This is a genomic window from Nocardia cyriacigeorgica (assembly GCF_010858045.1).
Taxonomy (GTDB): Bacteria; Actinomycetota; Actinomycetes; order Mycobacteriales; family Mycobacteriaceae; genus Nocardia; species Nocardia cyriacigeorgica_E.
Window position 1 is genome coordinate 186,072 of record NZ_JAAGVC010000009.1, and the last position, 13,728, is coordinate 199,799.

Genomic DNA, 13,728 nt, shown 5'->3' on the forward strand with positions numbered 1-13,728 from the left:
GTGCGGCGCCGGAGTCGGTCGTCATCCGGGCATGGTGGGACGTCTGAAGCTGCTGTGTGCGATCGCCGACCCGGTGCGAGCGGCGCTCGACACGACCGTACCGGTCGACGGTGAACCCGACATTTCGGGCCGACGTCGAGAGCGACCGTCGTCATCAAGCCTGGTCGCCCGACCATGAGATGTCCAGTCGGACCCCAGCGAGTGAGTGACCGCGTGGATGTTCGTTGAACCCCCCGGTGGGATCAGTTTCCCATGGGTGGCGAGGCAGGTGGAAGGGGGCCCGGCGCCGGGCCCCCTCCCCGGCCGAGGGTGAGCTCGATCAGACGTTCACGCCGTAGTCGCGGGCGATACCGGCCAGGCCGGAGGCGTAGCCCTGACCGATGGCGCGGAACTTCCACTCGGCGCCGTTGCGGTACAGCTCACCGAACACCATGGCGGTCTCGGTGGAGGCGTCCTCGGACAGGTCGTAGCGGGCCAGCTCCTCGTTGTTGGAGCGGTCGACGACCCGGATGTAGGCGTTGCGCACCTGGCCGAACGACTGCTGACGGGTGTCGGCGTCGTAGATCGAGACCGGGAAGAAGATCGACTCGATGGTGGGCGGGGTGTTGGCCAGATCGACGTTGATGACCTCGTCGTCGCCCTCGCCCTCACCGGTGGTGTTGTCGCCGATGTGCTCGATGGTGCCCTCGGGCGAGCGCAGGTTGTTGAAGAAGACGAAGTGCTGGTCGGAGACCACCTTCTTGTCGGCTCCGGTCGCGATCGCGCTGGCGTCGAGGTCGAAGTCCGTGCCGGTGGTGGTACGAACGTCCCAGCCGAGGCCGACCGCGACAGCGGTCAGGTTAGGCGCCGCCTTGGTCAGCGAGACGTTGCCGCCCTTGGACAAACTGACACCCATGCGGGATTCCCTTTCGATAGTCGTCTGTGATTCCCAGCATGTCCGAATCGCCGGGTACGAGATACGACAGTAGTAGGTTTCGGCGATCTTGCGTATAAACCGATGCGGGTAGCCCGCATTCGCTCGCACCGGTGCGCGGCCTCGATGCGGACGGTGCCCGGCCTCGGCCGTTGTCCCGACCCCGCCCCGGCGAGATCTCCTACCATCGGGTCGTGGCAGGCCGCAGGCGTGGATGGTTCCGGTCATCCGGGAATACCGAGTGGATCGAGCACGCTCGGCACTCGCTCGCGTCGGCGTTCCTCGACATGGACCGGCGCCAGAGCGTCGCCGAATCGGCCACCGCGGCCGCCGAGCAGATCTTCCCCGAACGCGGCCTGGACCGGCGGTGGGAGCCGGTGCGAGCCCGCTGCTACGCCGCCGCCGATGCCTACCTGAAGCTCACCGAGCAGCTCGATCAGGCCGAGGCGAGCGGATCGCCGGTGCCGCAGGGGCAGGTCAGAACCGAGGAGACGGTGCGCAGGCTGACCGAGGCCGCGCGCGGGGTGGACGAGTACTACCGCGGCAATCAGGCGCAGCTGGAAGAGGCCGTCGCGGTGGTGGCGATGGTGCCGCGCCTGGCCGATCAGGTGACCACGGCTGCCGCCGCGGTGCGCGGGCAGGCCGCCGAGTCCCCTTACGCGCACTACGGGTCGGTGCGCCGGGCCGGTGCCGCGGTCGATGAGGCACTGATCACATTGCGTTCGGCCCGCGCGGGCGCCGGCGTCGGTGCGGTGCGCGAGGCCGCCAACCGGCTCGACGCCGCGAGCAAAGAACTGGCAGATGCTTTGGCGCAGGCCCCATCTCGCGCCGCCGCGGCATCGACCGCGATCGTCTCGGTGCGCACCCGGCTGGCCGCGGCGCGGACCAGGGCCGAAGGGGTGGGCGCGGCGTACTCCGCGCTACTGCGGGAGTTCAATGCTGCGAGTTCGGCGGATCTGTCTGACAATGAGCGAGAAAGCCAGCGGGCCATAGCCGCCGCGGATGACGCCCTGAGCCGGGCCCGCGCGGCCGCGGCCGAGAACGACCCGGAGTTAGCACTTGAACTGACCACGACCGCGCGCGGCAATCTCGCCGAGGCCGAACAGCAGGTCGATGCCGTCACCAAACGGCTGACGCTGCTGCGTGAGGTGCGCGAGAATCCGCAAGACAAGGCCAAGGCCGTACGATTCCGGCTGCGGGACGCGCAGATGCTCGCGGTGGGCCGCGGGCTCGCCGCCGAGTGGGGATCGGTACTGGACGCGCAGGCCGAACGGATCGACCGGATCACCGGTGCGCTGTCCGGGCGTCATCCCGATTATTGGGCGTATGTGACGGAGCTCGACGCCGTCGCGGATTTCATAGCAGGCGTAGTGGATCGCATGAGAAAACAGTCAGGACCACGACGAGAGTGAGGGGTGGGGAGACGATGACCGCAGGCATCGCCGTCAAGCAGGAAGTTTCCCTGCGCAAGCGCGTGCTGCTGCGCCATTTCCGGCAGCTGAACGGTCCCGACGCGAGAACGCTTTTCCACCGCCAACCCGAGCCCATCGGCGGTCAGACCGACCGCGAACTGCTCGCCGTCGCGCTCGGCGCGACCCTGTACGCGCCCGCGACCAGGGCCGATCTCACCGCGACGATCTGCAAGCGGGCCGCGCGCGGGGTGTGCTCGATGGTCATCGACCTCGAGGACGCCGTGGCCGATCACGAGGTGGAATCGGCCAAGGCGCAGGCGGTGCGCACGCTCGACGAGCTCGCGGCCGGCGTGGATCCGAATCCGATGCTGTTCGTCCGGGTGCGCGACGCCGACACCATCATCGAACTGGCCGAGCAGCTCGGGCCGGGCGCCGAGGTGCTCACCGGCTTCGTCTTCCCCAAGTTCGACTCGGCCTCCGGGTCGAAATATCTTGCCGCGTTGGAGCATGCGCGTGCCCTGCTGGGCCGTCCGCTCTACGGCATGCCGGTGCTGGAGTCGGCGGCGCTGGTGCATCGGCAGACGCGCGACGCCGAACTCACCGAGATCGCCGCGCTGCTGGCCGAACACCGCGACAATGTGCTGGCCGTGCGCGTCGGTGCGACCGATATGTGCTCGACCTTCGGTATCCGCCGCGACCGCGATCTGACCATCTACGACGTGCGGGTGGTCGCCGATGTGATCGCCGATATCGTCAACTATCTGGGCCGTGCCGACGGCACCGGCTTCGTCATCACCGGCCCGGTGTGGGAGTACTTCGCCGATCACGAGCGGATGTTCCGGCCGCTGCTGCGCACCGCGCCGTTCGAGGAATCGGATGCGGTGCCGTTCCGGCGCTACCTGGTCAGCCGGGATCTCGACGGCCTGCTGCGCGAGATCACGCTCGACCGCGCCAACGGCATTCAGGGCAAGACGGTGATCCATCCCTCGCATGTGGCCGCGGTACACGCGCTGTCGGTGGTGACCCATGAGGAGTACTCGGACGCGCTCGACATCCTGCAAGCCGATGTGGGCGGGGTGGCGGCCTCGGAGTACCGGAACAAGATGAACGAGATGCGTCCGCATCGCAGCTGGGCGCGGCAGACCTTGCTGCGCGCCAGGGTGTTCGGGGTGGCCAACAAAGGAGTGTCGTTCGTGGATCTGCTGACGGCGTTGGTCACGGTATGAACGAGGTAGCGACGCAGTCGCAGCGCGAATCGGTCGGAGTTGGGTCTCCGATCACGCGGCCGGACGGCGAGTTGTCCGAAGCGGGTACGGCGTGGACGAGTCGTCACCTCGGTATCGAGTTGCAGCATGAGAACTCCTACCGCCATGGGTCCGAACTCGGTGTGCTGCCTGCCGAGTTGCCGATCGATTCGCTGATCCGGCCGGGGTTACGGCGGGGCAACCCGAAGCGCGCGCATCTGCTGGTGTCGACCGTGCTCGGCAAACATCTGCCCACCGATCCACGGGTGGTGCTCGATGCGGGCAACCGGCTCGGTGATCTGGTGCGCGGCGCGCTGGGCGAGCGGGACGCGGTGGTGCTCGGGTTCGCCGAGACCGCGACCGGCCTCGGCCACTGTGTGGCCGCCCGCGTCGGCGCCACCTGCTACCTGCATTCCACCCGGCGCGAGGTCCCGCTGGCGCAGACACTCACCGGATTCGAGGAGGGGCATTCCCATGCCACCTCCCATCTGCTGCAACCCGCGCCCGCGGGCATCTTCGTCAACGATCTGCCGTTGGTGCTGGTGGACGACGAGATCTCCACCGGTGACACCGCGATGGATGCGGTACGCGCACTGCACGCCTTCGCGCCGCGATCGCATTATGTGCTGGCCTCGCTGGTGGATATGCGCACCGAATCCGATCGCGCCCGATTCGAGGCGGCGGCACGCGAACTCGGCGCTCGTATCGACACGGTGTGCCTGGCCGCCGGGCGGACCATGCTGCCCGAAGGTCTCATCGAGGCCGTCGCGAGCCTGCCGGAACCACGTCTCAATCCGGTGTCTCCGCAGCGGGGTTCGTTCCAGCGATGTGAATTGCCCTGGCCCGCCCACGTTCCGGAGGGCGGTCGGCACGGCATCCTGCACTCCGATACCGCGGCCTTCGAATCCGCGCTCGGCACAGCTGCCACTGCCCTGCGGGCCCGGTTGACCACGGAGTTCGCCGATCGCCCGGTAATCGTGCTCGGGCACGAGGAGCTGATGTATCTGCCGCTGCGGCTGGCGGTCGCGCTGGCCGACTCGGGCATCGCGACGCGGTATCAGACCACCACCCGGTCCCCGGCCTACGTGCTGGACGAGCCCGGCTATCCGTTGCGGCGTGGATTCCGTTTCACCGCACCGGAATCCGGCCAAGATCAACCGCGCTACCTCTACAACGCGCACTGGGCCGAGGATTTCATCGCCGAACTCGACGCCTGGACCGGAGATGTCACCGAGGCCGATGCGGTGCGCGGTGAACCGGTGCTGGTGACCGTCGTCGATGCGCCGGCCGATACCGAGGAGCTGGTCGGCGCGGGCGGGCTGGTCGATGTGCTCACCGCGTCCGGTGCGGATGTGCTGGTAGCGGTGCTGCCCGGTGCCGATCCGCGCCTGCTGCACGCGGGCCGGTCCGGTGCCAGCGCCGATGCCGCCGGTCTCGTGGGCGAGGAGAATGGGCACGGAGGTCCGTCGACCGCCGTTGTCTCGAAGGGAACAGGTGCGATGCCATCCGTAGCAGTCACCACCGCTGGAGCTCGGGCATCCGGTTCCGGGACGACCATCGCCACCGGGCCGCTGCACGGGCCTGCCTTCGGTTCCTACGCCCCCGACGACGTCGCCTGGCTGCTGAAAGACCTCTCCGATGTCGATCTGGAGGCCGATGTCGCCGAACGCGAACAGCGCATTCAGGCGGGCATCGCGCATTACGCGGAGTCGCTGCCGATCGAGTACCAGCCGGATGCGCAGTACCGCGAGCTGTTCGAGCAGGTGCTCGCCGACAGCGCGGAGCGGCTGGCGCTCGCCGTCGGGACCGTGGCGGAGCTGGTCGTCGCCGAACGCGGCACCGATATCGTGCTGGTCTCGCTCGCGCGGGCGGGCACGCCGGTGGGTGTGCTCATGCGGCGCTGGCTGCGCGACGGGCGCGGCCACGAGATGCCGAGCCTGGACATTCCGCATTATGCGGTGTCGATCGTGCGTGATCGCGGAATCGATGCGGTGGCGTTGGATTACCTGGCCGCCCATCATGATCCGGCCTCGATCGTCTTCGTCGACGGTTGGACCGGCAAGGGCGCCATCACCCGGGAGTTGTCGGAGGCCCTGGACGCCTATCACGCGGCGGGCGGCGCGCGGTTCGACGACGACCTGGCCGTCCTCGCCGATCCCGGCCACTGTGTCCGCACCTACGGCACCCGCGACGACTTCCTCATCGCCTCGGCCTGCCTGAATTCGACAGTCTCCGGGTTGGTCTCACGCACCGTGCTCAACGACGATCTGATCGGACCCGGCGATTTCCACGGCGCCAAGTTCTATCGCGAACTCGCCGCCGACGATGTCTCGGGACGCCTCGTCGACACCGTCACCGCGGCCTTCGATGCCGTCCGCGAGCGGGTGCCCGCGTCCGTGGCGGGCATCCGGACCGGCGACCGCACCCCTACCTGGGCCGGTTGGGCCTCGGTGGAGCAGGTGCGGGCCGAATACGGGGTGTCGAGCGTGAATTTCGTGAAACCCGGGGTCGGGGAGACCACCCGGGTGTTGTTGCGCCGGATGCCGTGGCGCGTGCTGGTGCGGGAGCCCGACGCTCCCGAGCACGCCCATATCCGCCTGCTCGCCGCGGCCCGCGGTGTACCGGTCGAGGTCGTCGACGACCTGGCCTATTCGTGTATGGGACTGATCAAGGATGTGCAGCAGTGATTCCGCCTCGAAGACAGGTGCTGGTCGCCACCGACCTGGACCGCACCATGATCTACTCCCGCAACGCGTTCAGCACCGACGATGAGCTCGCGACGGTCTGCGTCGAACATCTCGAGGGCGCGCCGCTGTCGTACATGACGACCATCGCGGCCACTCGGATGCGCACCCTCACCCGGCCCGCCGCCGTCGTCCCCACCACCACTCGCACCATCAAGCAATTCGGTCGCATCCAATTGCCCGGCGCCCCATGGCGTTACGCGATCACCAGCAATGGCGGCAATATCCTCGTCGACGGCGTCCCTGATATGCGCTGGCGCATCGATATCGATGCCGAAGTCCGCGCGGGCGGCGCCACCCTTTCCGCGATCAGCGCCGAACTACGCGCCCGGATCGACGAGAGCTGGGTCTCGAAATTCCGCGTGGCCGATCACCTGTTCTGCTATCTCGTCGTGAAACCGAAGGCCGTGCCGGACGGCTTCCTCGCCGAATGGGATGCCTGGTGCCGCCCGCGCGGCTGGTCGGCCTCCCAGCAGGGTCGCAAGATCTACACCATGCCACTGGCGGTCTGCAAGAGCCGCGCCGTCGCTGAGGTGCGCCGCCGCCTCATCGAATCGGGCGAACTCACCGATACCGCCCTCACCCTCGCGGCGGGCGACGGAGCCCTCGACGCCGAAATGCTGCGCGCCGCAGACTCCGCCATCCGCCCCCGGCACGGCGAACTGGAACTGCTCAACTGGACCCACCCCAACCTCACCGTCACCGAATCCACCGGGATCATGGCCGGCGAGGAGATCCTGGACTGGTTCATCGACGCGGCGCCTGCGGCGGCTTAGCCGAGACCTTTCGCGATAGGTTGGCCGGGACTGCTTATTCGTCGGACAGCGATACGGAGAACCTGGATATGGGTATGGCCCGGAATGTTGTCGGTATGTCTGTGATCGTCGCGGGCGCTGCGATGATGAGCACGCTCGCGGCCGGTTCGGCGGCCGCGGAGCCGCGGGACTGTGTGGTGAATCAGTGGGCGACCGGCGCGTCGGCGCAGTGCGGGGGTGACGGCACCTACATCCTCGAGGTGGATTGTTTCGGTCTGAACCTGACATACGGCCAGCCGTTCGGGCCGTACTACAAGTCGGTCACCGGGTTCGCCGGCACCCCCGGGCAGCCGAGCCGGGACTGCATGATGCCCACCACGCTGGGCCAGATCGGGATCGTGACCGGTGCGCGGATCACCCAGGTGCCGACGCGCCCCGGTCTGCCCGACAATGCATGGGAATACGATCCGGGGCGGCGCTGACAGCCGGCCGGACACCCTCACCTAAGCCGCGGTCTCTCGGCGATTGCCTGCGGTCTCGTCCCAGGTCGGATAGTCCGAGTACCCCTCGGCCGTGCGGCCGTAGAGGTGGGATTCACGGATCGGGCTCAGTGGCAGATCGCGGGCGATTCTGTCCACCAGATCCGGGTTGGAGATGAAGGCGCGGCCGAAGGAGACCAGGTCGGCGTCGGATTCGGTGAGCGCGCTCTCGGCTGCTGACGCGGTGGTCTGCGCACGGTTTTCGCCGACATTGGCGATGAAAGTCCCGTGCCACAGCGGGCGCAGGTCGGCCAGCGCCGGGTAGTCGTCGTTGTCGATGAGGTGCAGGTAGGCAAGGCCGCGGCGGTCCAACTCGGTGACCAGGGGCCGATACAGCGGCCCGGGATCGGCTTCGAGCATGCCGAACTGCGGATTGCCCGGAGACAGCCTGATCGCGGTGCGGTGGGCACCGACGGCGGCGATCACGGCGTCGGTGACCTCGAGGGCGAAACGCATGCGGTTGGGGATGGAGCCGCCGTATTCGTCATCGCGCAGGTTGGTGTTGTCGGCCAGGAACTGGTGCACGAGGTAGCTGTTGGCGGCGTGGATTTCGACGCCGTCGAACCCGGCCTCGATCGCGTTGGCGGCCGCGGCGGCGTAATGCTCGACAGCGGCGGCGATATCGGCTCGGGTCATCACCGCGGGCACGACAGGATCTGCTGTGCTGCCGTCGAGCAGATGCACGTGATCGACATCGGCGACAGCCGAAGGACCTGCCGGAAGGGTGCCGTCGATGCGTCCCAGCGGATGGCCCTTGCGGCCACCGTGCATGAGCTGGGCGAAGATCCGCCCGCCCGCCTCGTGCACGGCATCGGTGACCTTCCGCCAGGCGGCCACGTGCGCCGCGGTTTGCAGTCCGGGCACCCACGCCTCGCTCTGACCGCTGGAATGCGGCCAGATGCCCTCGGTGATGATCAGTCCGGCGCCGGCGCGTTGGGCGTAGTAGTCGGCGACATCGGTGGTCGGGGATCCGTCGGGCAGTGAACGCAGGCGCGTCATCGGCGACATCACCACGCGGTTCGGCAGGTGCAGGTTCTGGTCGCGGAATTCGGTGAGAAGCAGCATGGGCGTACCGTAGAACCTGACATCAATGTCAGGGGCAAGCCCGAACCTCGGAGGTGTGGTCATGCGCATCGGTGAACTGGCCGAACGGACCGGAGTCAGTGTCCGGTCGCTGCGCTATTACGAGACTCAGGGCCTGCTCGCCTCGACCCGCACCGGCGGCGGCCAACGCGACTACCCCGAGTCCGCGGTGGACCGGGTCATCCGCATCCAGGAAATGTTCGCCGCCGGCCTGCACAGCCGCACCATGGCCGAACTGCTGCCCTGCATCCACGACGCCGACGGCAGCCCCAACGCCACCGCGACGCCGTTCCTCGCGGAAACCCTTGCCGCCGAACGCGATCGCATCGACGCCTGCATCCGCGATCTGCACCGCACGCGGGAGGTGCTGGACGGAGTGATCCAAGCCGCGCACGGGCAACGCTGAGCCGCGCACGGGCAACGCTGAGCCGCGCACGGACAACACTGAGCCGCGCACGGGGACAACGCTGAGCCGGAACCGGTCCGCTGTCCGCCGTGATACCAGGTCACCGCATCTTTTATTCGACAGCGCCGGTCTTGGCCCCGGCCGCGGCGTATCGGCGGGCCAGCCGGGCGCATGCCTCGGCCAGTTCGGGCGGTCCGACCACCTCGATATCGGCGTCGAAATTGCCGAGGACGGCCGCTATTCCGGTCCACGACCAGGATCCGAGGGTGACCTTGCATCGGTCCGGGCCGAGTTCCTCGACGATCCAGTCCTGGTAGTTGTGCCGCGATACGCGGGCGGCGGGCAGGTCGAGGATCACCTCGCCCCGGCAGGGCCACGCGCCAGAGGCGGAGCCGCGAAATCGGTGGGCCACGAAAGCCGATACCGACCCTTCGGGCAGTTCACGCGGTGCGAAGCGGGGCCCGGTCGGGGTGCGCGGGGTGATTCGATCGACCCGGAAGGTGCGCCAGTCGGCGCGGTCCAGGTCCCAGGCGATGAGGTACCAGCGGCCTGCGCGGGTGACGAGGTGATGGGGCTCGACCTTGCGCGGCGGGGCAGCGTCGCCGGCCTCCGTCGCGGTGACGGAAGCGTAGTCGAAACGCAGCACCTCACGGGCATGGACGGCGGCGCCGATCGCGGTCAGCACTTCGGTGTCGACCCGATCCTCCGTGCGGTTCGGCCGCGACTCGACCGCAGCGATGCGCAGGGTGTCGATCCGGTGGCGCAGCCGTGTGGGCATGACCTGCCGGACGGTGTTCAGCGCTCGTTCCGCGGCGTCCTCGATGCCGACGCCCGAGGTGGTGGCCAAACCGAGCCCGATCGCGAGCGCGATCGCCTGCTCGTCGTCGAACAACAGCGGCGGCATCTCGGTGCCTGCTTCGAGCCGGTATCCGCCGTCCGGACCCTTGGTGGTGGCGATGGGATAGCCCAGCTCACGCAGCCGATCGACATCGCGGCGCACGGTGCGCGCGCTGACCTCGAGTCGCTCGGCCAGCAGGGACCCCGGCCAGTCCCGGCGCACCTGGAGCAACGAGAGCAGGGCCAGCAGTCGCGCTGAGGTTTTCGGCATGAATGTCAGTGTGCCCGAAGTAGCGGACACATCCTGTCCGCTTCCCCTGTCATTGTTGATCCGACCGAGCAACCACACCGGAAGGATCCGCGATGACCGCCCCCACCCTCGATGCCGAACGCACCGAACTGCTCGAAGCCCTCGCCGAGGCGCGATCCGCGCTGACCAGCACCGTTCACGGACTCACCGATGCCAAGGCCGGCGAACATCCCACCGTGAGCGCCCTGTGCCTCGGCGGGCTGATCAAGCATGTCGCCTCGATGGAGGAGACCTGGATGCGCTTTGCCGTCGAAGGCCCAACGGCAATGGGTTACGACCTGCCGGACGGCGTCACCTGGGCCGATATCGCGGCAGGCACGGCGCGCGAATTCCCGCAGTGGATGATCGACCACACCAACGAATTCCAGATGCAGCCCGGCGACACCCTCGCCGATATCCTCGCCCACTACGAGCAGATCGCCGCCCGCACCGAAGAGGCCCTCGCCACCATCCCCGATCTGTCCGCGACCCACCCGCTCCCCGAAGCCCCCTGGCATGAGCCGGGAGCAGTCCGGAGCGTCCGCCGAGTACTGACCCACCTCATCGCCGAAACCGCCCAGCACGCGGGGCACGCCGACATCCTGCGCGAGACGATCGACGCGGAGACCTCCGCCTGAGGACGCAGGCGGGCAGTGTGCGGGGCTGATTCAGTACTGCTGCTGCCCCGCAAGCTGCTGCGCGACCACACCCTGGATCCGCTGCAACCCTGGCACCGTCATCCCGCTCTGCAACTGTCCCTCGATCGTGCGGACCAGCGCGGAATCGCTGATCACCTTCTCGCTCGACTGGATCAGCACCGTTCCCGCACCGGTGAAATCGAATTGGCGTTCCTCGCCGGAGTTGACGCCGAAGCGGGCGGCGCCCGCGGCGAGGAAGCTCGAGATCCAGCGGTGGTCGTAGTGGTGGCTGGGGGAGGGACAATCGGCCCAGCCGACAAGGGATTCCGGGTCCACCCGCAGTGGCGGTTCGGCGAACATCACCGGGCCGTTGGAGGAGGCCAGGAACTTGCCGGTGCCGATGAGGGTGAGGAAGCCGGGCACGATCGATTGGTTCAGCGCCAGGCCCGGTTCGAAGGCGAGCAGGTTGGCGGCGCGGATGGTGAGGTTGCCGTCGTCGAGATCGTAGGAGTTGATGTCGTAGCCGCGGTCACCGATGATCAGCTTGCCGTGCCCTTCGGCCACCACATAATCGCTGGTGAACAATGGTGCCGAGAACTGCTGCGACACCATGTGCATCAGCGAGCCCTGGAGGCCGTGGGTCAGCAACTGGAACTGGATCTGCCCGTAGTAGGCGATCATCGCGCCCTTGCGCATGAACCACGGCTTGTTCAGGTCGATGCAGTAGGCGTAGCTGTTTCCCGGGATGTTGTCGCTCTCACCGAGATTCATCGGGTTCAGGATCTGGCTCATGATCACAACTTCTCTTCCGAGGCCTGCACGTACACGACACCCTGTCCGACGCACTGCAATTGCATCGCCTCACCGGATCCGCGGCCGACGGCGTCGCGCCAGCTCATCGCCGTTTTCAGTTCGGTCTGCACATTGCCGTAGGCGGCCACGAAGGCCTGTGGATCGACCACGATCGGGTTCGGCCCGCCCACCGGCAGTTCCAGGAAACCGCCGTGCGCGAGCAGCACCGCCGCGCCCTGTCCGGTCAGTTGGGTGGTGAACATGCCCTGGCCGGTCATCGCGCCGGAGGCCGCGCCGCGCAGCGCGCCCATCAGACCGCCGCCACCGCCACCGCCACCGGAACTCATCACCGACACCACCGAGCTCTGCAACCCGGCCGTATGAGCAAGCAGCCGTGAGGCTTCCACCCGGAGCGCCGCGCCTGGCTGCATCTGCACCACGTGCACTTCGAGCCCCGCGAAACCGTAGTGCACCTGGCCGTTGCCCTGGGCGAGCATGGTGCGTTCGTGTTCGCCCTGCATCATCCGGCCCGCCATCCGCATGATGCCGCCGCCACCCATGCCCTGGCCGCCGGGAATCTGGTGCGGGGCGAAGGAGACGTCGCCGGTGTAGAACAGCATCGCGCCCTGGCGGCCCACCACACCGCCCGCCATCCCGACGTCGACCTTGACGACCTTGCCGTTGACCTTCTCGAACATCGTGCCTACCGTTCCGCCGGCTGGATCGACACCACGCCCTGGCCATCCCAGCGCAACGAGAACGCCTCGCCCGCATCCTGTCCGACGACGGTGCGCCAGGAGACATCGGTGACGAATGACTGATTGAGGTTGCCGCGCGCGGCGACGAACGCGTCCGGATCCACCACCAGCGGGAACTGCGGTGTCACCTCGAGATGGATGAGCGGCCCGCCCGCCGACAGCAACGCCACCTGGCCCTGGCCCGACACCGTGGTGGTGAACAGGCCCTGCCCGGCGGAGGCGCCGTGCAGTCCGGCGAAGCGCACATCGGTGCGCAGGTTGCCGCAGAAGGCGAGCAGCTGCTGCGATTCCACTTGCAGCGTCTCGTTGTTCAGGTTCACCACCGAGACGTTCTGGCCGTTGACGGCGAAGAACACCCGGCCGTGACCGCCGCATTCCATCAGCGAGAGCTTCTCGCCGGTCGCCCGCCGCTTCAGGCCGGCGATCACGCCGTCGCCACCACCGAATCCGGCGGATTTGAACTGGACGTTGCCTTCATAGGCGATCATCGACCCGGAAATCGCGCGCAGACTCGTGCCCGCGAGATGAGCCTCGATCACCTTCTTCGACTGTTCGAACAGTTGCGCCATAAGGGGAGTTGTGCCTGTCGTGTGGAGTCGGGAACACGGGCATCCCCCCATGCTCCATATGCGTCGCCGTCACACTAATCGACGATTACGCCCGCGGCAGATGTCAGCCCGGGCGTAAGCGCTGCGAACGCATCCGAGCCGTGGTATCCACCTTTCTCGTAGAGTGGCTTCCGTACGCACCGACAAGCGAAGGGTCGAACTTGTCCGCAACACTCGCCAAGGGTCAGAACGGCCCGCTGTCCGGCAACGATGTGGTGATCTCCATTCAGCTGACGGCGCAGGCGGATCTGTCCGCGCTCCTGGTCACCGAGCAGGGCAAGGTGCGCTCCGACGCCGACTTCGTGTTCTTCAATCAGCCCAGCGGTCCTGGGGTGAACCTGGTACCCGGCCCGCCGGGGCAGCCGGCCTCGCTCGCGGTGTCGCTGAACGCGGTGCCCGCCGATATCGACCAGATCCGCGCCGTCATCACCCTCGACGACGCCACCAGCAATTTCGGCCGCTATCCGGCGCCGACGGCGATCGTGTCGGACGCCTCCGGCACCCCGCTCTACGAGTACCGCATCGAGGGTCTCGACACCGAGTCGATCGTCATCGCGCTCGAGCTCTACCGCCGTCAGGGTGCGTGGAAGGTGCGCGCGGTCGGCCAGGGTTACGCCGGTGGCTTCGCGGCGCTGGTCACCGACCACGGGGTGACCGTCGACGATTCGCCGCCTCCGCCGCCCGCCGCCGCGCCGCAGCCCGCCCCGGCC

At 67.9% G+C, this 13,728-nt stretch carries 14 protein-coding genes; 8 read left to right on the forward strand and 6 right to left on the reverse strand.

Annotation, left to right across the window (positions count from 1 at the left end):
* Positions 1-319: 319 nt before the first annotated feature.
* Entirely contained in the window at positions 320-895 is a 576-nt protein-coding gene (locus GV790_RS12030) for a TerD family protein (protein ID WP_014353648.1), read from the reverse strand.
* 212 nt (positions 896-1,107) lie between these two features.
* Between GV790_RS12030 and GV790_RS12035 the strand changes: the two genes are divergently transcribed.
* The 5 genes from GV790_RS12035 to GV790_RS12055 all read left to right on the forward strand — a co-directional run bounded on the left by GV790_RS12035 (position 1,108) and on the right by GV790_RS12055 (position 7,550).
* Entirely contained in the window at positions 1,108-2,325 is a 1,218-nt protein-coding gene (locus GV790_RS12035; RefSeq protein ID WP_280213755.1) for a hypothetical protein, read from the forward strand.
* 14 nt (positions 2,326-2,339) lie between these two features.
* Positions 2,340-3,551 (forward strand): HpcH/HpaI aldolase/citrate lyase family protein, encoded by a 1,212-nt coding sequence (locus GV790_RS12040; protein WP_175585867.1) that lies wholly within the window; start codon positions 2,340-2,342, stop codon positions 3,549-3,551.
* 71 nt (positions 3,552-3,622) lie between these two features.
* Positions 3,623-6,256, forward strand: coding sequence for a phosphoribosyltransferase (locus tag GV790_RS12045; RefSeq protein WP_256673225.1), 2,634 nt, complete (start codon positions 3,623-3,625; stop codon positions 6,254-6,256).
* Between the two features lie 47 nt (positions 6,257-6,303).
* Positions 6,304-7,089: an HAD family hydrolase gene (locus tag GV790_RS12050; protein WP_163813461.1), complete on the forward strand. Its 786-nt coding sequence runs from the start codon at positions 6,304-6,306 to the stop codon at positions 7,087-7,089.
* Between the two features lie 95 nt (positions 7,090-7,184).
* Positions 7,185-7,550 carry a hypothetical protein gene (locus GV790_RS12055; protein WP_163813435.1) on the forward strand — a complete coding sequence of 122 codons (366 nt, stop codon included), beginning with the start codon at positions 7,185-7,187 and terminating at the stop codon, positions 7,548-7,550.
* 21 nt (positions 7,551-7,571) lie between these two features.
* On the opposite strand, the gene GV790_RS12060 is transcribed toward GV790_RS12055, so the two are convergent.
* Positions 7,572-8,672 carry an alkene reductase gene (locus GV790_RS12060; protein WP_163813436.1) on the reverse strand — a complete coding sequence of 367 codons (1,101 nt, stop codon included), beginning with the start codon at positions 8,670-8,672 and terminating at the stop codon, positions 7,572-7,574.
* 61 nt (positions 8,673-8,733) lie between these two features.
* On the opposite strand from GV790_RS12060, the gene GV790_RS12065 reads away from it, so the two are divergent.
* Positions 8,734-9,096, forward strand: coding sequence for a MerR family transcriptional regulator (locus tag GV790_RS12065; protein ID WP_163813437.1), 363 nt, complete (start codon positions 8,734-8,736; stop codon positions 9,094-9,096).
* Between the two features lie 112 nt (positions 9,097-9,208).
* Here GV790_RS12065 and GV790_RS12070 read toward each other — a convergent pair whose 3' ends face one another.
* A complete protein-coding gene (locus GV790_RS12070; protein WP_163813438.1) occupies positions 9,209-10,204 on the reverse strand; it encodes a helix-turn-helix transcriptional regulator in 996 nt (331 codons plus the stop codon).
* Positions 10,205-10,296: 92 nt separating this feature from the next.
* On the opposite strand from GV790_RS12070, the gene GV790_RS12075 reads away from it, so the two are divergent.
* A complete protein-coding gene (locus tag GV790_RS12075) occupies positions 10,297-10,860 on the forward strand; it encodes a DinB family protein (protein WP_163813439.1) in 564 nt (187 codons plus the stop codon).
* 30 nt (positions 10,861-10,890) lie between these two features.
* Here the strand turns inward: GV790_RS12075 and GV790_RS12080 are convergent, their stop codons facing one another.
* Genes GV790_RS12080 through GV790_RS12090 form a run of 3 tightly spaced genes read right to left on the reverse strand, consistent with a single transcriptional unit; the run spans position 10,891 to position 12,979 of the window.
* On the reverse strand, positions 10,891-11,652 hold the full coding sequence (locus GV790_RS12080; RefSeq protein ID WP_163813440.1) for an AIM24 family protein: 762 nt from the start codon (positions 11,650-11,652) through the stop codon (positions 10,891-10,893).
* Between the two features lie 2 nt (positions 11,653-11,654).
* Positions 11,655-12,350 (reverse strand): AIM24 family protein, encoded by a 696-nt coding sequence (locus GV790_RS12085; protein WP_163813441.1) that lies wholly within the window; start codon positions 12,348-12,350, stop codon positions 11,655-11,657.
* 5 nt (positions 12,351-12,355) lie between these two features.
* The gene (locus GV790_RS12090) at positions 12,356-12,979 is read right to left on the reverse strand and encodes an AIM24 family protein (protein WP_014353637.1); all 624 of its coding nucleotides are present in this window, start codon (positions 12,977-12,979) and stop codon (positions 12,356-12,358) included.
* 200 nt (positions 12,980-13,179) lie between these two features.
* Between GV790_RS12090 and GV790_RS12095 the strand changes: the two genes are divergently transcribed.
* Positions 13,180-13,728, forward strand: a 549-nt coding sequence (locus tag GV790_RS12095) for a TerD family protein (RefSeq protein ID WP_163813442.1), incomplete at its 3' end; no start/stop codon positions are given.

Bases quoted from the DNA above. Each gene is read 5' to 3' on its own strand.
- GV790_RS12030 (WP_014353648.1), bottom strand. From the start codon at position 895: ATGGGTGTCAGTTTGTCCAAGGGCGGCAACGTCTCGCTGACCAAGGCG.
- GV790_RS12040 (WP_175585867.1), top strand. From the start codon at position 2,340: ATGACCGCAGGCATCGCCGTCAAGCAGGAAGTTTCCCTGCGCAAGCGC.
- GV790_RS12050 (WP_163813461.1), top strand. From the start codon at position 6,304: ATGATCTACTCCCGCAACGCGTTCAGCACCGACGATGAGCTCGCGACG.
- GV790_RS12055 (WP_163813435.1), top strand. From the start codon at position 7,185: ATGTCTGTGATCGTCGCGGGCGCTGCGATGATGAGCACGCTCGCGGCC.
- GV790_RS12060 (WP_163813436.1), bottom strand. From the start codon at position 8,672: ATGCTGCTTCTCACCGAATTCCGCGACCAGAACCTGCACCTGCCGAAC.
- GV790_RS12065 (WP_163813437.1), top strand. From the start codon at position 8,734: ATGCGCATCGGTGAACTGGCCGAACGGACCGGAGTCAGTGTCCGGTCG.
- GV790_RS12070 (WP_163813438.1), bottom strand. From the start codon at position 10,204: ATGCCGAAAACCTCAGCGCGACTGCTGGCCCTGCTCTCGTTGCTCCAG.
- GV790_RS12075 (WP_163813439.1), top strand. From the start codon at position 10,297: ATGACCGCCCCCACCCTCGATGCCGAACGCACCGAACTGCTCGAAGCC.
- GV790_RS12080 (WP_163813440.1), bottom strand. From the start codon at position 11,652: ATGAGCCAGATCCTGAACCCGATGAATCTCGGTGAGAGCGACAACATC.
- GV790_RS12085 (WP_163813441.1), bottom strand. From the start codon at position 12,350: ATGTTCGAGAAGGTCAACGGCAAGGTCGTCAAGGTCGACGTCGGGATG.
- GV790_RS12090 (WP_014353637.1), bottom strand. From the start codon at position 12,979: ATGGCGCAACTGTTCGAACAGTCGAAGAAGGTGATCGAGGCTCATCTC.